The following is a 19,766-nucleotide window of genomic DNA, read 5'->3' as shown; positions in this document are numbered from 1 at the left end:
GCCCCTTTGTTTTATATGCTTTATAAGTCCTGAGTTTTTTCAGCGGGTATGTGAAGCAGGGCGTAAAAAACCGTACTTTCGGAAATTGCGAAGTTTTACCGATTCTGTGTTCCGTCCGCTATCGTAAAAAATGCGGTTTCGCTTTCCCAATCGAAGACCGTGTTTTCTCGCGCACTTTCGAGGAGACGCACGATTTTTTCAAGCTCTTTCGGAGAAAGCGAACGTGCTATCTGCGCGCCGTATGCGGACGACTTCGCATCGAACCACTTTGTAAGTTCCTCTTCGGTGATCCGCCGTTTTTCGACAAAGCGGCGCGATAAGCTTCGTACGGTAAAGCCTTTTTTTTCGAATGTGCGGACGACGGACGACGCATCCCAGTTGAAAAGCGGGTTTTCCGTATCGCCGAAAAATTCGTCTTCCGCCGCTTTCATTTTTGCAAGCGTATCTTCGTATGCGCCGAGCGTTGCGGGCGTGAGTATCTGCGTTTCGACGATGCGGCTCAAATACTGAGCGTTTTTGGGAATGCGCTGCGCGACGACGGCAAGCCAGTCTTCGGCGAACACCGCTTCACCCGCCTGTTCGCTTTCGGCAGGGGAGGGCGCTTCTTTTTTTCGCCCCATGTACGAAAGAGAAGAGGCAAGGGATTCGATCGATGCGGGTGAGATAAAAGGATTTCGGAAAAAGAGACGATCGAATTCGGCGCCCCGATATGCGAACTGCAAGACGACATCGGAAAAGATTTCGCTTGTAATGCCTTCTCCGCCCGCTCCTTCGGGGAGCACTTGCAGGACGGGTTTATCCAAATCACCGAGCGTCCTTCCGTACTGCTCGAGAATTTCTTTTCCCTTTTCGGTACGGCAGAGTCCGCACGTCATCCCTTCGGGTGTTTTCCGCGCGACGTCCCACAGTAAAAGACCGTCGTCCGCGTTCCACACGAGCGAGCGGTGATGACGGAGAAGGCCTGCGAGTTCGGTCATCGTATCGCGCACGGCCAGCAGCACTTCGGCACGATTCGAGTCGAGACGCGCCCGCCACGATTTATCGGCTCTGTCGAGCGCCGTCTCCTTTGCCGCGTCTGCGGGGCTGAAGGTGAGGTGTTCGCCTTTTTTATTGTTAATAAAATGTACTGAGTCGGGCTTCGTAGCGGCCGCCGTTTTATACTGCGCGCTTTCATCGCCGCCGGCCGAGGGCGCTTCCCGTTCGAGGAGCGAAGCGATTTGGATTTCGCGCCTTGAAAGCACGTCTCCTCGTATCGTCTTTTCGTAGCCCTGCGTACCCGGCGTATAAAAGACGCGGCCGACGAGAGCGTCGGGTAAATACTGTTGTGCGACCCAGTGATCGCGGTATGCGTGCGGGTAGAGGTAACCTTCTCCGTGACCGAAACCTTCGGCATCGCGGTTTCCGTCGCGCAAGTGATTGGGCACTTCCGCATCTTCTTTTTCCACCGATGCGAGCGCATCGAAAAATGCCATACTGCTGTTCGATTTCGGCGCCGTCGAAAGATAGAGCGCCGCATGTGCGAGAAAGTAGCGCCCTTCGGGCATGCCGACTCGATCGAATGCGTCGGCGCAGCTTGCGACGATGCTCACTGCGTTCGGATCTGCAAGCCCCGTGTCTTCACAGGCCGATATGAGCATTCTCCGGAAGATAAAGGAAGCGTCTTCTCCGGCGGCGACCATACGTGCGAGCCAATACATCGCGGCGTCGGGATCGCGCCCTCTCAGGCTTTTAATAAACGCGCTGATGATATCGTAGTGATAATCGCCGTCGCGGTCGTAGAGCACGACTTTTTTTTGAATCGATTCTTCGGCGGTTTCGCGGCTTATGTAGATCGTCGAACCCCACGCGGGAACGGGAGGTGAGGCGGCGGCGTCCCATTTTTCGGGTGTCGTTTCTACTGCGAGTTCGAGCGCGTTCAGCAAACTGCGCGCGTCTCCGTTCGCCGTTTCGATCAAGTGTTCGAGAGCGCCTTTTTCAAATTCGACTTTCCAATGACCGTAGCCGCGCTCTTTGTCGCCGAGCGCCTGTTCTGCCGCTTTTCGCAAATCGTCGTTTGTCAGCGGTTTCAGTTGAAATACGCGGCTTCTGCTCACGAGCGCTTTATTGACTTCGAAAAACGGATTTTCGGTCGTCGCTCCGATTAAAATGATCGTACCGTTTTCGACCCACGGCAGGAGGGCGTCCTGCTGCGCTTTGTTCCAGCGGTGCACTTCGTCGACGAATAAAATCGTGCGGCGGCTGTAAAGACTGTAAAAGTCTTCGGCCTGTTTGATCGCCGTTCTGATGTCGGCGACTCCCGTGAGCACGGCGTTCAGCGTGATAAAATTGCTTTTCGTATGATTTGCGATGACGCGGGCGAGCGTCGTTTTTCCGCTTCCCGGCGGCCCGTAAAAGATAACCGACGAAAGCTGATCGGCTGCGATCGCGCGCCTCAAAAGCCTGCCCTTGCCGACGATGTGATCCTGCCCGATGTATTCGTCGAGCGTCCGCGGTCTCATCCGTGCGGCCAGCGGTTCGCGGAGCGCGTGTGCGTTTTTAAAAAGATCGGCATCGTTCGATTCGGACATAGTATCAGTATACTGCGTCTCCGTCCGTTTGACTATCGGAAAGAATCGATATTTGGCCTTCGGCGACCATTTTTGAAAATCGACTGTTTTTTAAGGATTATTCCCTGTTCCAGTTGCCGCGTGACGGATAATACGACCAGAGGCCGACGTCTTTGTAGTTGCCGCCGCTCGAATTCGATTTCCGCTTAAAGTCCGCTGACGCGTAGAGCTTCGCGCCTGTTTCCGGTGCGGCGGAGTCGATGCAGAGCATCGCGGGGATGATGTACGGAGTGTCGAGGGCGGAATCCGCGTTCGTGGAAAAGCTCGAGAGCGAAGAGCCGGGCACGCCGCTTGCATTTGTCGTCTTTTGAAGGCCGCGTCCGTTCGTTCCCAAAAGGATCGCGTTGCTCGTCGCGGCTATCGATGTGATGTTTACAGAACAGCTTACCGCACTCGTTCCCGATGAAGCGGCTGTTCCCGCTGCAACGTATTTTAGCGTAGAACCGCTCGCCCAATAGACATGCGTCGCTGCAGTCGTCTCTGTTTCATTTGTTGCCGAACACGAATTGAAAAAATAAACGCCGCTTGCGGTATAGGCGGCAGAGATCGTGGATGCACCGGGCGCATCTCCCAATGCGGATGATGCGGGACCTTGGATAAATGCAGCGCTCGAAGGCGTGTTTTTCAATTCACGTACCGTACCGTTCATGCGGATATACGCCGCCCGCTTCGTCGCATCGATCGTATTTGTACAGAATATCGTCGTCGTACCCGAAGTCCCGGTAACCTCTCCGTCGCATTGCGTCCATGAGCTTCCGCTGAAATAATACAGGTAACGGCTTCCCGTAGTATTTTCGCCGTCGTCGTTTTCTCGTATGGAAGTACCGAGCGCATAGAGCGTATTTTCCGTTGCGGCAAGCCGGTAGATGTAGATGCCGTTGAATTTTTTATCGTAATAACTGTATTCGAGTTTCGGAAGTCCGTCCGATTTTTCGATCCAATCGCCGTGCGACTGCGAAGAGGCGGGTTTGCAGTACACTCTGCCGTTTTGGATAAAAACGTATTCGGTTCCCGACATTTTATAGCGGACAATCGAATTGATGCGTCCGCTTATCGTCGCATCTTCGAGTGCGACTTCGCCCATAATTTTGGCGAATATGACATCCTGACAGCCGGTAAAAAAAACGGTGCATACGAGTGCTGAAAAAATTATTAAAATGAAGAATGTGCGCTTCATGTACAATCCTTAAAAATGATAGCGTGCCGAAAGAGATGCGGTCAAAAAGAGGCCGTCGAAATTATATGCCGGATCGCGGTACCACTGCGGCATCCATAAAAAGACGCTTCCGATTCCGAACGACCAGCTTTCCGACATACGGTAAAACATACCGATTTCGGGTCTTACCACGAGTCCCGGAAAATATCGTCTGCTCTGATAGGTTTCGAATGCGATACCCGCGCCGACGGAGATCGGAAATTCGAAGCGCCACAGACTCGGCTGAAATGTAACGCTTGCCGTTACGGGCCAAAAATTGAATATATTGCTGCCTATCGTCGGATGATAGCCGACCATGATATTGCCGCCGACGGCAAACAATCCGTTGAGAAAGCGCCGGTAGCCCAAATCCGCCGCGCCTCCGACATACATTTTGCCTTTGAAATTGAGCGGAAAACTCGGCATAACCGAGATTTGAATATATTGATCGCCGGCTCCGTTCATCGCATAGCGGAATTCCGTACCGTCATCGTATTCGTCGCCTTGAGATTTGCCGGCGGCAAAAAGAGCGGCGGCGCAAAAAAACAATATGCAACACAGCGGTACAATCCGTTTCATTTTTCCTCACATAGATAGCATATTTTTATAAAAAAAGATATAGTACCCAGTATATCTTTTTTAAGCGGTTTTATCAATGATAAAACGATGCGGAATCGGGGCAGGTTACACGATGAGCGCAGTGATTATCGACGGAAAAAAAACGGCGGCGGAGATTCGGGAGCGCATCGCCTCTCGGACGGCGGAACTGAAATCGAAAGGTATTGTTCCCTGTCTCGCCGTTATCCTTGTCGGAAACGACCCCGCAAGCCTTTCATACGTGCGCGCCAAGCGGAACGCGCTTTCGGAAGCGGGCATGAACGACCGTTCCGTCGAGCTTCCCGAAAATACAAGCGAAGCGGAATTGCTTTCGCTTATCGGAGAACTCAACCGAGACGAAAGCGTCCACGGCATTCTCGTGCAGCTGCCGCTTCCGAAGCACATCGACGAACGTAAAATACTCTTTGCGATTTCGCCCGAAAAAGACGTCGACGGTTTTCATCCTGTCAATATCGGAAAGCTCGTTATAGGCTGTGATGCGCCGCTTCCGTGTACGCCGCACGGCATCGTCGTACTCCTCAAATCGATGCACATTGAAACTTCGGGTGCGCGCGCGGTCGTCGTCGGTCGATCGAATATCGTCGGAAAACCGCTCGCCCTCCTTCTGTCTCGCAAAGACTGCAATGCGACGGTGACGCTCTGCCATACGGGAACGAAAGATTTGAAAGCGATTACAAAGGATGCCGATATCGTCGTTTCGGCGGCGGGCGTGCCGAATACGATCCGCGCGGATATGGTAAAAGAAGGTGCCGTCGTCATCGATGTCGGCGTAAACCGCATTCCCGATGCGTCGAAAAAGAGCGGTTTCCGTTTGACGGGCGATGTCGATTTCGATGCGGTAAAAGAAGTCGCATCGTATATTACGCCCGTGCCCGGAGGAGTCGGCCCCATGACGATTGCGATGCTCATGCAAAATACGCTTGAAGCTGCGGAGAGAGGGCGTGAGCGCTGACGTACAAAGATCCGGCCATGTCGATGGAATTGACTATGACGTACTTTTTTGAAACATACGGTTGCCAAATGATGAGGCGAAGCAAGTGCGTACGCCGATTCCCGCGTCAGCGGCCGAAGGCGAGACAAAAAAAATTAAAGTGGAATGCAAATGACGTATTATTTTGAAACCTATGGATGTCAAATGATGAGGCGAAGCAAGTGCGTACGCCGATTCCCGCGTCAGCGGCCGTAGGCGAGACAAATAAAACACGAGTGGAATGCAAATGACGTATTATTTTGAAACCTATGGATGTCAAATGATGAGGCGAAGCAAGTGCGTACGCCGATTCCCGCGTAGCGAAGTGGAGCGGCCGAAGGCAGGGCAAAAAAATTAAAGTGGAATGAAATATGACATACTTTTTTGAAACATACGGATGTCAAATGATGAGGCGAAGCAAGTGCGTACGCCGATTCCCGCGTCAGCGGCCGAAGGCGAGGCAAAAAAATTGTAAGTGGAATGTAAATGACGTATTATTTTGAAACCTATGGATGTCAAATGAATCTCGCCGAGTCCGCGTCGATCGAACGGCTGTTTATCGCGCGCGGATGGCAAAAAGCCGAAGACGCGCAAGTCGCCGACGTCGCGGTTATCAATACCTGTTCGGTGCGCGCGACTGCCGAAAACCGTGTCTTCGGCAGGCTCGGCTGGTACGCGGGTTTGAAAGCCCTGCGGCAAAAGACGCCCGGCGCAAAATCGAAAACGCTCGAAAAGGCTGAGGATTTTGTCCGCGACGGCGCAAAGCCGCTCACGCTTGTGGTTACCGGCTGCATGGCCGAACGCCTTCTTACATCGCTCAAAGAAGAGTATCCGTGTATCGATTACGTTGTCGGAACTTTTGCAAAAAAATATTTCGGCGATATCATTGAAGCTGTGGAAAAAGGGGTGAGTGCGGCTCCTCTCGACGATTCGCCGTCGTATACCTTCGCACCGATTTCCGCCGAGCCGGGAGCTTTTTCGACCTTTGTGCCCATCATGCACGGCTGTAATAATTTTTGTACGTATTGTATCGTGCCCTATGTGCGGGGGAGGGAAGTGTCGCGCCCCGTCGAAGAAGTGCTTTCGGAACTCGATGCGCTTTCATCGTACGGCGTAAAAGAAGTGACGCTGCTCGGACAAAACGTCAATTCGTATTGCGACGCCGATGCCGACTTTGCAAAATTATTAATTATTATTTCCGATCATCTTAAAAAAAACAATTCGCCGATAGAGTGGGTACGCTTCGTTTCGAGTCATCCGAAGGATTTGAGCGATGCCCTTATCGACGCGATCAAGCACAACGATGTGCTGTGCCGCCACATCCATCTGCCGGTGCAGCACGGTTCGACGAAGATATTGCACGCGATGAACAGGCGCTATACGCGCGAGCAGTACCTTTCGCTTGTCGACCGCATAAGGGCCGCGCTTCCCGACGTATCGCTTACGACGGACGTCATGCTCGGCTTTCCGGGCGAGACGGATGAAGATTTCGAAGAAACGCTCGATCTGATGAAGACGGTGCGCTACGAAAACGCGTTTATGTACTATTATAATCCGAGAGAAGGAACGCCTGCGGCAAAGATGCAAAACCAGATTCCGCTCGAAGTAAAAAAAGCACGGCTGCAAAAGATCATCGATATGCAGCTTAAAATTACGGCGGAAGAAATGCAAAAGCGAGTCGGTTCGACGGTAAAAGCTCTCGTCGAATCGGTGAGCCGCGACGACGAAGCGGAGCTCCTTGCAAAGACGGAACGAGATGAGAGAGTCGCATTTAAAGCGGAAAAATCGCTTATCGGAAAATTCGTCGAGCTTCATTTGACCGAGCTTTCGGGTCAGACGTTTAAAGGCGCGCTTTTGAAATAGGTTTTCGAAAGCGCACGGGCGGTCGTTTTGCGGCAGCCCTGCGGTATGATCGACCCGAACGAAGTTTTCGCCTGAAACCCGGTATTATCGATATTTTCGGAATTCGGTTTATTAATTTGACGCTTGAGGCGGAGCGAGCGTCACTTTGACGGTCAAGTCTCTGCCCTTTCGTCTGATCGTCATCGAAACCGTATCTCCGGGGCGCTTGTCTTCGAGCGCGGAAAAATAATCGGCCAGAGAGGCGACCGCGATGTCGTCGATCTTCGTCACGATATCGCCGCCGAGGAAAATTATCGAGCGTCCGTAGTTTGCCCGCTGCGTACCGCCTCGTATACCGGCTTTGTCCGCGTTTCCGTTTTTCGTCACTTCCGAAACGAGTACGCCCGCCGACACATCGAGTCCCGCATACTGTACGATCGTCCGGTTCAGCTGTACGATCGACATTTGAACGACGCCGCGGTTTACGCGTCCGTAGCGTATCAAATCGGAAACGACGCGTACGGCGGTTTCCGCCGGGATCGCAAAGCCGACTCCTGCGGAGCTTCCCGAAGACGATACGATCATCGTGTTGATGCCGACCATGCGCCCGGCCGTATCCAAAAGCGGGCCGCCGGAATTGCCCGGATTGATTGCGGCATCGGTTTGGATCATATTGCGGATAATTCTGTTGTTGCTGTTGCGCACGGGACGGGCGAGTCCGGAAACGATTCCCGTCGTCATCGTACGGTCGAGGCCGAACGGATTTCCGATCGCGATGACTTTTTGTCCGACTTTGAGTTTGCTCGAATCTCCGAATGAAATCGTTTTTAAAACCGTGCCCGCAGGCGGCGTGAATTTAATAACGGCCAAATCGCTTTCGCTGTCCTGTCCGACGATTTCCGCTTCGTACTGCGTGCCGTCGGAAAGCGATACGTAGATTTCCGATGCGTTTTGGATAACGTGCACGTTCGTGACGATGTATCCGCGTTTGTCGATGATCGAGCCGCTTCCCGTTCCTCCGTCTTCGACCGTCGGTTCGAGAAACCAGTTTATGCCGGCGATCTTCGTGCTTATGTTTACGACCGATTCCGCGCACTTGTCGTATACGCCGATGTTCTGCTGTTCGCTTTCGGTAAAGCGCGATGCGTCGGCGATCGGCCGTACAGGCAGGACACCGGTGTCTTCAAAAATCGACGGCGTTTCTTCTTCCGTCCGATTGTTAAAATCGATTTTTTCGGAAGAAAGATTTTCTTCCTGCGTGCGGGAAACGGCAAGGGAAGCGAAAGATGAAAAGTTTCTGTCTATAAAAACCGCAAGGGCTGCTGCGAAAACGGCCGCTCCGATTGCAGCGCATAAAAGCTGTGTCTTCGAATATAACTTCATACCGTAAATAATAACAATTTAAAAGAGATACGTCAAACCGATGCCGCTTGAAAAATACGTTTTACCTTGCATATAGATGAGCGCCGATCCCCTCAAATTGAAAAAGGCTGAAGATGAGCCGAGCTTCCATGTGATGCCGCCGCCCGTATCGATTGCGCGGAACCAGTCTATGCCGGCATTTCCTCCGAATGAGCTGTGGAGCGCGCACCACGCTTTGAACGTCATAAAGGATACGGCACGGAATTCGACCGCCGCTCCGTTTTTCCAAACGCTGTTATTTCCGTTCGGATTTTTACGGAAAAAATCGTAGACGTATTCGCTCGACATACCGACGTATGTTTTTTTGCCGTCGATGCCGAAAACAAAACCCGTGCCGAAACCGTTGCCCGTATCGGCGCCGAAAGGTTCATAGAGAGCGCTGTTTGTCGTATAGCCGAAGCGCATAAATCCCGCAAAGCATGCACGGCCGTCTTGTCCGATTTTCGTCGACGAACCGAATTTCATCGATGCGTTGAGCGAAATCGGTACCTCTTCCATGCCGGCGTGGATGCCGAAAGAAAACATACATTCGAACCACGGTACCGGCGTTATGCCGAAAAACATATTGATCGGAATAGCGTAGAGCGAAGTTCCGCCGCTCCGGCCGGAAGTAAAAGTCGGGAAGGCTTCAATGCCGATAACGGATGCGTGTTCTCCCGTCGTATATGCGGCTGCAAGCGTACCGATGCCTCCTCCCGATTTCGAAGCGTCCGGTATACGGTAGACGAGCGAAGAGTCGATTTCAGTGCGCGCCGTCCGTACGTATGAAGCCGCGCTGATTGTCGCCGTGTATACGCCGTCTGCTGCGATTTCACCCGCATCGTCGGTGCCGTCCCATGTAAATCGCTGATCCCATGTCGTAAACTGCGGAAAGCGATAAGTACGCACGGCTTTTCCCGATACGTCGGTTATGACGAGCATTGCGTTTTCAGGCGCGGTTACTCTGAACGAAAAAGTGCACGAACCCAATTGCCCGCCGTACGACGGATTGAAACGCTCTTTCGATACCGCAAAACCTGAAAGCGAAAACTGCGCCTTTGTCATGCGCACTTCGAGGGGCGCGACAAGACGGCGCATAACGTAGATGCGCGATGTAAAATCGTTATAGCCGAATTTTTTCACCGAAACCGTATGATAGCCTTCATCCGCTTCGAAGGGCATTTGCGTTATAAGAGCGCGCGATGAAAACGAAAGCGCCTCTCCGTCGATATACACCGCGCTTCCGTCCGGCACGCCCGACAGCAAAATAAAGCCCGATGTTTTTTCAAGCTCGATGTAAAACGATGCGTTTTGTCCCGCATTTAGGTTGATAAAAAACGATTTCGATTCATATCCCCGTTTTGCGATTTCGAGCGAGTGTACGCCCGGCGCAATATTCGTAAAAGAGCACGGCGTCTGTCCCCGATACGCTCCGTCGATATACACCGCCGCGCCCTGCGTATTCGTGCGGATCGAAAGCGACGTTTTATATTCTTCAATAAAAATAATACGTTCGGCCGAAAGATATATTTGCGGAGAAGGATCGTTGGGCATATCGTTTTCCGAAAGCGCTTTTCCTTCGGCGGCTGCGAAAACGAGCCATATACAGATGAGCAGATGCCTGTAAGATTTCATTCTTCGATTATAACTTATTCCGAAGGAGTGAACAACAGATCGTGTTCGAGAAAGCTGAAATACGAATCCCTGTCCAAAATGATGTGATCGAGCAGGGTGATGCCGATGATCTTCGACGCGTCAATGAGCGTCTTCGTCGTTTCGATATCTTCTCTGCTCGGCGTGCAGGAGCCGGACGGGTGATTGTGGCACACGATTATCGCCGCGGCGTTTTCGACGAGCGCTTCGGAAAAAATTTCGCGCGGATGGACGATCGTTCGGTTAATCGTACCGACGCTTACGACGCGTATCTGTATGATTTCGTGTCCGCCGTTGAGCGTTATGCACAAAAAGTGCTCTTTCGGCAGTACCGAATAATTTTTTACAAAAGGAACGACGTCTTTCGGCTGCGTGATGACCGAATGCAGGTGCGCATTCCGTCTGCGTCCGAGTTCGAGCGCGGCAGCTACGGCGAGGCTTTTTCCCGTTCCCATGCCTTTGATCGACAAAAGATTCGACACGATGTTCTTATCGTCCGATTCGTACAGCGCTTCGACGACGCTTCGCGCGAGGCGGCGCACGGGAGATTTTTTCGTGCCGCTTCCGAGTACGAGCATGACAAGCTCCTCATCGCTCGGATATGAAAATCCGTGTTTTAAAACCTGTTCGCGTATGTCCGGTTTTGCATTTCGGTGATAGTTCATCACATAATAATCGAAAAAATGTTGCGATTTCGGAGTTTTTATTCGGAGTTTTTACGATAAAATTGTGCATTTGTTTGTATGCACGTGCGCGGTATGTGCACATCGGCGTTTTGCCGCCCTCGTTTGCGCGGTATCCGTACCGCGGACAGTCCGCAGACGTTTGTACGGGGCGCTCACGAAGAAGGGACGCGGTGCCGAAAATATCGATATGACGACATTTGTAAAAATATCGGCGGAAATAAAAACCGCGGGGAAAAATGCAGCGGCGCTGCTGTGTTCGGTTGCGTTTCGTTTTACCGCAGTATCGTGTATCTCTGCCGCGCTTTTCGTTTCGTGTGCGACGCTTCCGCTTGAAAGACCGGCAGCATCGCGAAGTCTTACGGGACAAGGCGTTTTTTCAGCGGCGGAACTCGCATCGTTTTTACGCTCTCATAACCACGCGATACGCAAAGGGGATGCCCTCTATATTGCGCAGTGTTATATTTCGGAAGCGCACGACGAAGGGATCAATTCCGACGTCGCCTTCGCGCAGATGTGTCTCGAAACGGGATTTTTGAAATTCGGCGGAGCGGTTACCGAAGACATGCACAATTACTGCGGACTCGGGGCGGCCGGAAGCGGAACGGCTCCCGACCGTTTTCCGACGATACTGCTCGGCGTGCGCGCGCATATCCAGCATTTGAATGCGTACGGAGATACCGACGAACTCGTCAATCCCGTCGTCGATAAACGCGCCAAATTCATCTCTCCGCGCGGCAAAGCGCCGACGGTTTTCGAGCTTGCAGGGACGTGGGCGTCCGATAAAAAATACGGTGAAAAGCTCGACGCGCTTCTTTCCCGCATGGAGCGGACGTAGGGCTCCTTTTGTAAGCGTGCGATTATTCGCTTTATGAAAAACGTTGCGTGCTTTGTAATGCGCGCATTGTGTTTGTCGGATCAATTTGTTATAATATTTTTTTATGAAAGCGATAGAGCTTGAAAAAGCGTATAACCCGAAAGATTTTGAAGACCGCATATACAAAGCGTGGGAAGAGGGCAATTGGTTTAAACCCGCGTCCGATCCCGCCTCTCCCGTTCACGCGGAATACGAAAAACGTATGGCGGGCAAATCTCCCGAAGAGATTAAAGCTGTGACGTTTTCAGTCGTCATTCCGCCTCCGAACGTGACGGGTGTTTTGCACGTCGGACACGGGCTGAACAATACGCTGCAGGACATCGTCGTGCGCTATCACCGTATGAAAGGCGACAACACGCTGTGGGTGACGGGCACCGATCACGCGGGTATCGCGACGCAAAACGTCGTCGAGCGCGCGCTGAAAAAAGAAGGCACATCGCGGGGCGACATAGGCCGCGAAAAATTTCTCGAGCGCACGTGGGCGGTAAAAGACGACCACCATGCGACGATCGTCAAACAGCAGCGGAAGCTCGGCAACAGTACCGATTGGGATCGCGAGCGCTTTACGATGGACGAAGGGCTTTCGCGCGCGGTGCGCGACGTGTTCGTAACGCTCTATGAACGCGGACTCATCTATCGCGGACATTATCTTGTCAATTGGTGTCCCCGCTGCGGCACCGCGCTTGCGGACGACGAAGTCGAACACACGGATACGGCCGGTGCGATGTATCACATCTATTACGAATACGCCGACGGACCTGCGCCCGACGGTTCGACGAAAATCGAAATAGCGACGACGCGGCCCGAAACGCTGCTCGGCGATACGGCTGTCGCCGTAAATCCCTCCGACGAGCGCTACAAGGGTATCGTCGGAAAAAAATTAAAACTGCCGTGTACCGACCGCGTCATTCCGCTCATCGCCGACGCGTATGTCGATAAAGACTTCGGCACCGGTATGGTAAAGATCACGCCGGCGCACGATCCGAACGACTGGCTGGTCGGAAAGCGAAACGATCTCGACGTTATCAATATATTGAATCCCGACGGTACGCTGAACGATAACTGCCCCGAACGCTACCGCGGACTTTCCTGTGCAAAAGCGCGGGCTCTGATCATCGAAGATTTGAAAGCGCAAAATTTATTCAAGGGTGAAGAGAAGATTACGCACGCGGTCGGACATTGCTATCGCTGCAATACCGTCGTCGAACCGTATTTGAGCGATCAGTGGTTTGTCAAAATGCAGCCGCTTGCACAAAAAGCGCTCAGTGCGTGGAAAAACGGCGATATCGAATTTTTCCCGCGCAAATGGGAAAACACATATAAAGTATGGCTCGAAAATATCCGCGATTGGTGTATCAGCCGCCAGCTGTGGTGGGGTCACCGCATTCCGGTGTGGTACTGCAAAAAATGCGGAAAAGCGATCGTTTCGCGCGAAGACGTGCACGTCTGCCCCGTGTGTTCGTCGACCGAACTCGAACAGGATCCCGACGTGCTCGACACGTGGTTTTCTTCATGGCTGTGGCCGTTCAGCACGCTCGGCTGGCCGGAGGAGACCGACGATTTTGCAAAGTTTTACCCGACGAGCGCGCTCGTCACCGCCTACGACATCATCTTCTTTTGGGTGAGCCGCATGATTATGGCGGGCATCGAATTTACGGGCAAAGCGCCGTTTCACGACATCTACATTCACGGGCTCGTGCGCGACAGGCAGGGCAGAAAGATGAGCAAGTCGCTCGGCAACGGAATCGACCCGCTTGAGATCGTCGATATGTACGGAAGCGACGCGTTCAAATTTACGCTCGGCTTTATGTGCGCGCAGGGGCAGGACGTTTTAATCGACAGGGAATCGTTTAAGCTCGGAAGCCGTTTTGCGAATAAAGTGTGGAACGCGAGCCGCTATATACTCGGAAATCTCGAAGGGCGGAATCTCGTTCCGGTGCGCGACGAAGATTTAACCGAACTCGACCGGTGGATTTACACGGAGCTCGACAGGTGCGTGCGAGCTGAGCGCGCAGCGCTTGAAAGCTACCGCTACAACGATGCGGCTTCTTCGCTCTACGAATATTTTTGGAACGAATACTGCGACTGGTACGTGGAAGCGACAAAGCTTTCATTTAAAAACGGAAGCGATACGGAAAAAGACAGAGCTGTTTCGGTTTTGCTCAACGTGCTCGAAGAAAATATCCGCCTCCTCCATCCCTTCCTCCCCTTTGTGACCGAAGAGATCTACGCAAAACTTCCGCTTGCCGAAATTGTTAAAAATAGAAAACTCGCAGGTGCGAATAAAATCCTTTCGACGAGCGACTATAGCGGTATGCTCATCGCATCTCCTTTTCCCGAAGCAAGCGATGCTCGCGTCGATGAAAGCGTGACGCGGCGTTTTAACGTGCTTCGCGAACTCATAAAAGGCGTTCGCGCGCTTCGCGCCGAGTGCGGCATCGATCCCGCTTCGAAGATACGCCTTGCGCTTATGATCGAAAAGGGCAGCGCCGCGGAAGTTTGTGCTGAAAAATCCGATATCATCATGCTGCTTGCGGGAATCTCGCACATCGATTTTGTCGCCGAAAAGCCCGCCTCTTCGATCGGTACCGTCGTACCGGGCGCCGAAGCCTTTTTGCTCATAGACGAAAGCATCGACAAAACGCAGCTCGCTTCGCGCTTCCAAAAAGAAAAAGCCGAAGCCGAAGCGATCGCCGCCCGTTCGGAAGCGAAGCTTTCGGGCAAATTCGCGGAGCACGCTGCGAAAGAGCTCGTCGAAGCGGAAAAGGCGAAGCTCGAAGAAAACAGGCGCCGCATCGAAAAACTTGCGTCGTATATGCAAAGCTTGTAAGAGGCGGAGCCGATGAAACGATTGAAGTACAAAATGCATGTCGACCGATCGGGCAGGATGGACAACAAATCCATGCGCCAGTTGAAAAACATTTACCTCGCGCCGTACATGCAGCTTGCGACGGTACTCATCGGCAAAGCCCGTCACGCCGGCGGCAATATGTTCCGTCATCAGCTCGACACGATGAGTATCCTCATCGACTACGGCTATATCGATTCGGTGCTTTTGAAAGCGTCGTGCATTCACGACGTCATCGAAGACGTGCCCGGCTTCGATCCGAATTTAATAATCGATATCGACGAAGACGGGCCGAAAGTGTATAAGCTCGTCCTCGAAGTGACGCGAAAAGAAGGGCAGCCGAAAAGCGATTACCTGCGTACCATCATCCAAAGCGGAAGTCAAAAAGCGAAAATATTAAAATGCGCCGACAGGATCAGCAATATGATAAGCCTCGGCTTTGTCACCGATCCCGCGTTTATCGAGCGGTACTGCGACGAAACCGAATTTTTCGTTTTGCCGATTGCGCTTGAAGTCGACTACAATATGTATCAGGAACTCATCGGACTGGTCATATCCCGCCGCCGCTACCTCGAAGAAAGCGGTTACATAGACCGGAAAAAGAAAAACGAATCGGCGCAAAACGACTAGCGGAAACGCGGCGAGAAAACAGCGAGACAGAAAACAACGAGACTGTTGACACGGTGCGCGCCGTCATGCTATAGTTCCCGTACAGCTCCGTGCTGTATGTCTCCTTCGTCTAGTGGTTAGGACATCGGGTTTTCATCCCGACAACAGCAGTTCAATTCTGCTAGGAGATGATTCATGGATATAATCGTTTTCGATCTCGGTGGCGTTTGTATTTTCAATTTTCAAACAATCGGAAAAATCGCTTTACACTATCACCTCAAAGAAGATGACGTATATGCCGAATATATGCGCTCGGATATTCCGCTTATGGAAGGCATCATGACGACAAAGGAGTGGTGGAAAACCGCATCGGAAAAATTCGGCCTTAATTCGGATGCCGACCCTCTCGTCGATCTCTTTACACCTTATCCGAACCTGCCTGCTCTTGCGCTCGTCGACGAACTTCGTTCGCGCGGAAAGAGGGTCGTGTGCGGTTCGAATACCTGCGAGGGGCATTGGCAAAAGATGAACGCGTGCGCTTCGCTTGAGTCGCACTTCGACCGCTGCTATCTTTCCCAGCGCATGGGGCTTGCAAAACCCGACGTGCGTTTTTTCGATTATATTTTGCGCGCCGAGGGCGTAAAAGCCTCCGATGCGCTTTTTATCGACGATACGAAAGCGAATATCGAAGGCGCCGAAAAAGCGGGTATGCGCGGTTTTTTGTTCCGCGACGAATTTTCGTGGGCGGCTCTCGATAAACTTCGAAGCATCGTTCTGTAGTCTTCGATGGACAGTCGAAAATATTTTTCAGATTCGGTTATCGATGAACTCAAGCGCGCCGTCCGAGAAGCGGGCGGCAACGAAGTGTTTTTTACCGGCGATATCGATTCCGAGGGGATCGTCGTTTCGGTAAAAGTCGGCGCCCGCGGCAACGAGAGCGAAGTTCCCATAAATCAAAATGACGTGCGAGAATGCGCGGTTCTCATCCACAATCATCCGAGCGGATATCTCGAACCCTCCGACGCGGATATGGCGGCCGCTTCCGCAGCCTCCGAGCGCGCGCAAGGTTTTTACATCATCGACAACAGCGCTTCCCGAGTTTACGTCGTCATGGAAGCGGTCAAACCGAAATCGATTAAAAAACTCGATATCGATGCGGCTTCTCTGTATCTCGAAAACGGCGGTCCGCTTTCGATGCAATCCGAAGGCTACGAAGAGCGCCCCGTGCAAATCGCCCTGCTTCGAAGCATCGCCCGATCCTTCAATGAAAATTCGCTCGGCGTATTCGAAGCGGGAACCGGTGTCGGAAAATCCTACGCGTACCTCATCCCCGCGATGCTGTGGGCGCTTTCGAACGGCGAGCGCGTCGTCGTTTCCACGGGCACGATCAATTTGCAGCAGCAGCTGTGCGAAAAAGATATTCCCGCGGCGGAGAAGATAATCGGAAAAAGGTGCAAAGCCGTTCTCGTCAAAGGCAGACAAAATTACGTGTGCCTCCGCCGTCTTTCGGATGCGGGAAGCGAGAGAGAGCTTTTCGGAGACGATACGGAAACCTTCGATACGATAGCCCGGTGGGCCGAAAAGAGCGCGACGGGAAGCAAAAGCGATTTACCCTTTATGCCCGGAGAAAAGATATGGTCGCGCATAAAAAGCGAAAGCGATGCGTGTATGGGGCCGCGCTGTCCCTTTTACGCGCAGTGCTTTGTCATGAAAGTGAGAAAAGAGGCTTCCGCCGCCGATCTCATCGTCGTAAACCATCATTTACTTTTCGCCGACATCGAGTCGCGCATGAGCGGAGCTGGCTGGGACGATCAGGCGGTTTTGCCGCCGTATCGGCACATCGTATTCGATGAAGCGCACGGTATCGAAAATGCGGCGACGAGTTTTTTCAGCGGTACGGCGAACCGATTTGCGCTTTTGCGTCAAGTAAATCTTTTGTACCGCAGACACAAAAATTCCGAAGCGGGATATATCTGTACGCTTGCAATTTTGTCGTCGAACGAAGAGCGTGCGGCGGATGCGGGCGGAATCGTGAGCCGTGTTAAGTCGGCGATTGCGGATTTGGAAACTGCGGCGAGAGATATATTGCAGGACGGCTACACGATCCGACTTTCCGATGCGACTTCTCGCGATTTCGGGCCGCTTCTTTCTCTTGCCGCTTCTCTTGCGTCTTCTCTTTCATCGCTTATCGCCCTCGTAAGAGAATTGATGGAAGGTATCACGGACGAAGACAAAGCGGCGGGCGCGTATTGGGAAGCGAAGCTCGTTGTTCGCAGGCTCGAAGCGGCTTTACTTTTGTTCAACGACTTTACTGCGTGGGATGAAAAACGCGATTCGGTGTTTTACTTGCAAAAAAAATATCTTCCGAGCGATGCGCTTTCGGCAAAAGACGAAGATAGGCAGTATACGCTGTTTACGAAAATGCCGCTCGACATCGCGCCTCTTATGAACACGGGCGTATTCGAGCCGATGCAGTCGGTCGTGTGTACGTCGGCGACGCTTTCGATACACAAAGATTTTTCGTGGTGGATGCGGCGTACGGGCGCTTCCTTTGCCGACGAAGATCGCATCCTTACGGGAGATTTTCCGTCTCCGTTTCCGTATAAAACGAATCTGCTTTTTTCGGTTCCGTCCGACGCGCCGCTTCCCGAAAATGCCGTCGATTTCCAGCGCTTTGTCGTGTCGGCGGTGAGCCGCCTCGTTTCGGCTGCACGGGGCAGGACGCTCGTTCTCTTTACATCCTACGATATGCTTCGAAACACTTTTACCGATGCGGCTCCCTTTCTTTCGAAGTTCCGCCTTTTAAAGCAGGGTGACGACGATGCCGCCCGCCTCCTCGATGCGTTCCGTGAAGATATCGGGAGCGTGCTCTTTGCAACCGATTCGTTTTGGCAGGGAGTCGATGTGCCGGGCGCCTCCCTTTCGCAAGTGATCATCGCAAAGCTGCCTTTTTCCGTACCGAACGATCCCGTTTTTACCGCTCGATCCGAAGCCGTCGTAAAGCGCGGCGGAAGCCCGTTTATGGAGCTCAGCGTTCCCGAAGCGGTGATCAAATTTCGGCAGGGATTCGGACGCCTCATAAGGCGGAACGACGACCGCGGCTGCGTCGCGCTCCTCGATAAACGCATCTACGAAAAGCGCTACGGCACGATATTTTTAGGCAGCATACCCGAATCGAAACGCCTCTACGAAGATCTCGATACGATCGTATCGGAAACGGAGCGCTTCCTATTTGACAGCTGAGACTTTTCATTATATTATGATGCCATGTCGAGCCTTATTACATTATGCTGCATGTTCGGGATGGTTATCCCGCCGTCCATCTTCAATGTAATTTTATATCCTATATCTAAAAAAGCGAGCGCCGTTTTTTCCGATTACATCGTTCGTACGGTATCTCCGCGTCTTTTTTCGATTTTATCGTGCTATAAACATTTCCGTTTTATAGGCGACAAGCGGCGTTTCAGCGAACTTCCGCCGCAGTTTATCGTCATTTCGAATCACCAAAGCCTTCTCGACATACCTTGTTATATGAATTATTTCCGCGATAAAAGTCTGCGTTTTGTTGCAAAGGCGGAGCTCGGCCGCCACATTCCGCTCGTGTCGGAAATGCTGCGCGCTCAGGAACACTGTCTTATCCCTCGCCGGGCGAGCCCCGTAACGGCGATGAAAACGCTCGAAGATTTTGCAAAGCGCGTGCTTGATCGCGGTCAGATTCCGGTACTTTTTCCGGAAGGTTCGCGGACGCGGAACGGAAACGTCGGGAAATTTTATTCTGCGGGATTTCGAAAGCTCGCCGAAGCGACTGCTCTTCCCGTCGTCGTGTGCGCTCTCGACGGAGTTTGGGAAATCGGCAGGCTCCGCACGATTATGACGAATTTGAAAAACGGCAATTATAAAGTGACTATCGTAAAAATCTACGACGCTCCGAAAACGAAAGAAGCGCAAAACGCGATTTTGGAAGAAGCGCCGCGTCTCATACAAGCGCAGCTCGACGCGTGGCGGACTGCGGCTGAATCGGGTAAATAAAAAAAAGGCTGTCCAAAACTTCGGTTTTCGGACAGCTTCCTTGATGTACTATTCGCATTGTCGAACAAAAGAATTATTTGAAATCTTTCGGCCGCCGTTCCGTCCGTTTGCACTTCGAGCATTCGGCGACGTTTTTGATTTTTCCTTTTTCGAACATGGTCTTCATTATGATTTCTCCGCCGCAGTCGGGACACATGAATTTATGCGTCGCAACCGATGTACGGGAGTTTTTACTTGCTCCGGCCATAGCATTCCTCCAAAACGAATTTGATTAAATATAACGATAAAAAAGCGATATGTCAATTATGGCCGCTTGCCGTTCATGCGGAGAAGCGCTATACTTTTCAGCGCAGATGTTACGTTTGTGATAGCCTACAGCCGAATCCCTTGCGGCGGCATTACCGGCGCCCACGGCGCGCCGCGTATCAGCATCGA

General features: G+C 52.3%; 15 protein-coding genes and 1 tRNA gene. 9 read left to right on the top strand and 7 right to left on the bottom strand.

The features are described from left to right. Positions 1 to 95 precede the first annotated feature (95 nt). The 3 genes from HRI97_RS09855 to HRI97_RS09845 form a co-directional block, all read right to left on the bottom strand. Complete coding sequence (locus HRI97_RS09855) at positions 96 to 2,567, bottom strand: AAA family ATPase (RefSeq protein ID WP_253725277.1); 2,472 nt, start codon at positions 2,565 to 2,567, stop codon at positions 96 to 98. 97 nt (positions 2,568 to 2,664) lie between these two features. Then, positions 2,665 to 3,783, bottom strand: coding sequence for a hypothetical protein (locus HRI97_RS09850; RefSeq protein ID WP_253725276.1), 1,119 nt, complete (start codon positions 3,781 to 3,783; stop codon positions 2,665 to 2,667). Positions 3,784 to 3,792: 9 nt separating this feature from the next. Then, a complete protein-coding gene (locus HRI97_RS09845; protein ID WP_253725275.1) occupies positions 3,793 to 4,380 on the bottom strand; it encodes a TP0733 family outer membrane beta-barrel protein in 588 nt (195 codons plus the stop codon). 112 nt (positions 4,381 to 4,492) lie between these two features. Between HRI97_RS09845 and folD the strand changes: the two genes are divergently transcribed. Together folD and miaB are read left to right on the top strand one after the other, a co-directional pair. Further along, the gene (folD, locus tag HRI97_RS09840; protein ID WP_253725274.1) at positions 4,493 to 5,371 is read left to right on the top strand and encodes a bifunctional methylenetetrahydrofolate dehydrogenase/methenyltetrahydrofolate cyclohydrolase FolD; all 879 of its coding nucleotides are present in this window, start codon (positions 4,493 to 4,495) and stop codon (positions 5,369 to 5,371) included. A 504-nt stretch (positions 5,372 to 5,875) separates the two neighbouring features. Then, on the top strand, positions 5,876 to 7,252 hold the full coding sequence (gene miaB, locus HRI97_RS09835; protein WP_253725273.1) for a tRNA (N6-isopentenyl adenosine(37)-C2)-methylthiotransferase MiaB: 1,377 nt from the start codon (positions 5,876 to 5,878) through the stop codon (positions 7,250 to 7,252). 111 nt (positions 7,253 to 7,363) lie between these two features. On the opposite strand, the gene HRI97_RS09830 is transcribed toward miaB, so the two are convergent. Genes HRI97_RS09830 through radC form a run of 3 tightly spaced genes read right to left on the bottom strand, consistent with a single transcriptional unit; the run spans position 7,364 to position 10,950 of the window. Beyond that, complete coding sequence (locus HRI97_RS09830) at positions 7,364 to 8,614, bottom strand: S1C family serine protease (protein WP_253725272.1); 1,251 nt, start codon at positions 8,612 to 8,614, stop codon at positions 7,364 to 7,366. An 18-nt stretch (positions 8,615 to 8,632) separates the two neighbouring features. Beyond that, complete coding sequence (locus HRI97_RS09825; RefSeq protein WP_253725271.1) at positions 8,633 to 10,267, bottom strand: PEGA domain-containing protein; 1,635 nt, start codon at positions 10,265 to 10,267, stop codon at positions 8,633 to 8,635. Positions 10,268 to 10,281: 14 nt separating this feature from the next. Continuing rightward, entirely contained in the window at positions 10,282 to 10,950 is a 669-nt protein-coding gene (radC, locus tag HRI97_RS09820) for a RadC family protein (RefSeq protein ID WP_180487672.1), read from the bottom strand. Positions 10,951 to 11,158: 208 nt separating this feature from the next. On the opposite strand from radC, the gene HRI97_RS09815 reads away from it, so the two are divergent. The 7 genes from HRI97_RS09815 (at position 11,159) to HRI97_RS09785 (ending at position 19,331) form a co-directional block, all read left to right on the top strand. Further along, complete coding sequence (locus tag HRI97_RS09815; protein WP_253725270.1) at positions 11,159 to 11,806, top strand: glucosaminidase domain-containing protein; 648 nt, start codon at positions 11,159 to 11,161, stop codon at positions 11,804 to 11,806. Positions 11,807 to 11,909: 103 nt separating this feature from the next. Continuing rightward, positions 11,910 to 14,675: a valine--tRNA ligase gene (locus HRI97_RS09810; protein ID WP_253725269.1), complete on the top strand. Its 2,766-nt coding sequence runs from the start codon at positions 11,910 to 11,912 to the stop codon at positions 14,673 to 14,675. 33 nt (positions 14,676 to 14,708) lie between these two features. Then, positions 14,709 to 15,323, top strand: coding sequence for a hypothetical protein (locus HRI97_RS09805; protein WP_180487671.1), 615 nt, complete (start codon positions 14,709 to 14,711; stop codon positions 15,321 to 15,323). A gap of 98 nt (positions 15,324 to 15,421) precedes the next feature. After that, positions 15,422 to 15,493: transfer RNA gene (locus tag HRI97_RS09800), tRNA-Glu, on the top strand. A 4-nt stretch (positions 15,494 to 15,497) separates the two neighbouring features. Next, positions 15,498 to 16,082, top strand: a complete 585-nt coding sequence (locus HRI97_RS09795; RefSeq protein WP_253725268.1) for an HAD family hydrolase — start codon at positions 15,498 to 15,500, stop codon at positions 16,080 to 16,082. 6 nt (positions 16,083 to 16,088) lie between these two features. Then, positions 16,089 to 18,545 carry an ATP-dependent DNA helicase gene (locus HRI97_RS09790; protein WP_253725267.1) on the top strand — a complete coding sequence of 819 codons (2,457 nt, stop codon included), beginning with the start codon at positions 16,089 to 16,091 and terminating at the stop codon, positions 18,543 to 18,545. A gap of 51 nt (positions 18,546 to 18,596) precedes the next feature. Further along, a complete protein-coding gene (locus HRI97_RS09785) occupies positions 18,597 to 19,331 on the top strand; it encodes a lysophospholipid acyltransferase family protein (protein WP_253725266.1) in 735 nt (244 codons plus the stop codon). 73 nt (positions 19,332 to 19,404) lie between these two features. Here HRI97_RS09785 and HRI97_RS09780 read toward each other — a convergent pair whose 3' ends face one another. Further along, positions 19,405 to 19,578, bottom strand: a complete 174-nt coding sequence (locus HRI97_RS09780) for a hypothetical protein (protein ID WP_180486733.1) — start codon at positions 19,576 to 19,578, stop codon at positions 19,405 to 19,407. Between the last annotated feature and the right edge of the window lie 188 nt (positions 19,579 to 19,766).

This window comes from Treponema socranskii subsp. buccale (assembly GCF_024181585.1).
Taxonomy (GTDB): domain Bacteria; phylum Spirochaetota; class Spirochaetia; order Treponematales; family Treponemataceae; genus Treponema_D; species Treponema_D buccale.
Note: the sequence above shows the minus strand (reverse complement) of the source record. Positions and strands in the feature narration are given on the sequence as shown.

Coding starts and splice junctions, on each gene's coding strand:
- HRI97_RS09855 (WP_253725277.1), bottom strand. CDS start 2,567: ATGTCCGAATCGAACGATGCCGATCTTTTTAAAAACGCACACGCGCTC.
- HRI97_RS09850 (WP_253725276.1), bottom strand. CDS start 3,783: ATGAAGCGCACATTCTTCATTTTAATAATTTTTTCAGCACTCGTATGC.
- HRI97_RS09845 (WP_253725275.1), bottom strand. CDS start 4,380: ATGAAACGGATTGTACCGCTGTGTTGCATATTGTTTTTTTGCGCCGCC.
- folD (WP_253725274.1), top strand. CDS start 4,493: ATGAGCGCAGTGATTATCGACGGAAAAAAAACGGCGGCGGAGATTCGG.
- miaB (WP_253725273.1), top strand. CDS start 5,876: ATGACGTATTATTTTGAAACCTATGGATGTCAAATGAATCTCGCCGAG.
- HRI97_RS09830 (WP_253725272.1), bottom strand. CDS start 8,614: ATGAAGTTATATTCGAAGACACAGCTTTTATGCGCTGCAATCGGAGCG.
- HRI97_RS09825 (WP_253725271.1), bottom strand. CDS start 10,267: ATGAAATCTTACAGGCATCTGCTCATCTGTATATGGCTCGTTTTCGCA.
- radC (WP_180487672.1), bottom strand. CDS start 10,950: ATGAACTATCACCGAAATGCAAAACCGGACATACGCGAACAGGTTTTA.
- HRI97_RS09815 (WP_253725270.1), top strand. CDS start 11,159: ATGACGACATTTGTAAAAATATCGGCGGAAATAAAAACCGCGGGGAAA.
- HRI97_RS09810 (WP_253725269.1), top strand. CDS start 11,910: ATGAAAGCGATAGAGCTTGAAAAAGCGTATAACCCGAAAGATTTTGAA.
- HRI97_RS09805 (WP_180487671.1), top strand. CDS start 14,709: ATGCATGTCGACCGATCGGGCAGGATGGACAACAAATCCATGCGCCAG.
- HRI97_RS09795 (WP_253725268.1), top strand. CDS start 15,498: ATGGATATAATCGTTTTCGATCTCGGTGGCGTTTGTATTTTCAATTTT.
- HRI97_RS09790 (WP_253725267.1), top strand. CDS start 16,089: ATGGACAGTCGAAAATATTTTTCAGATTCGGTTATCGATGAACTCAAG.
- HRI97_RS09785 (WP_253725266.1), top strand. CDS start 18,597: ATGTTCGGGATGGTTATCCCGCCGTCCATCTTCAATGTAATTTTATAT.
- HRI97_RS09780 (WP_180486733.1), bottom strand. CDS start 19,578: ATGGCCGGAGCAAGTAAAAACTCCCGTACATCGGTTGCGACGCATAAA.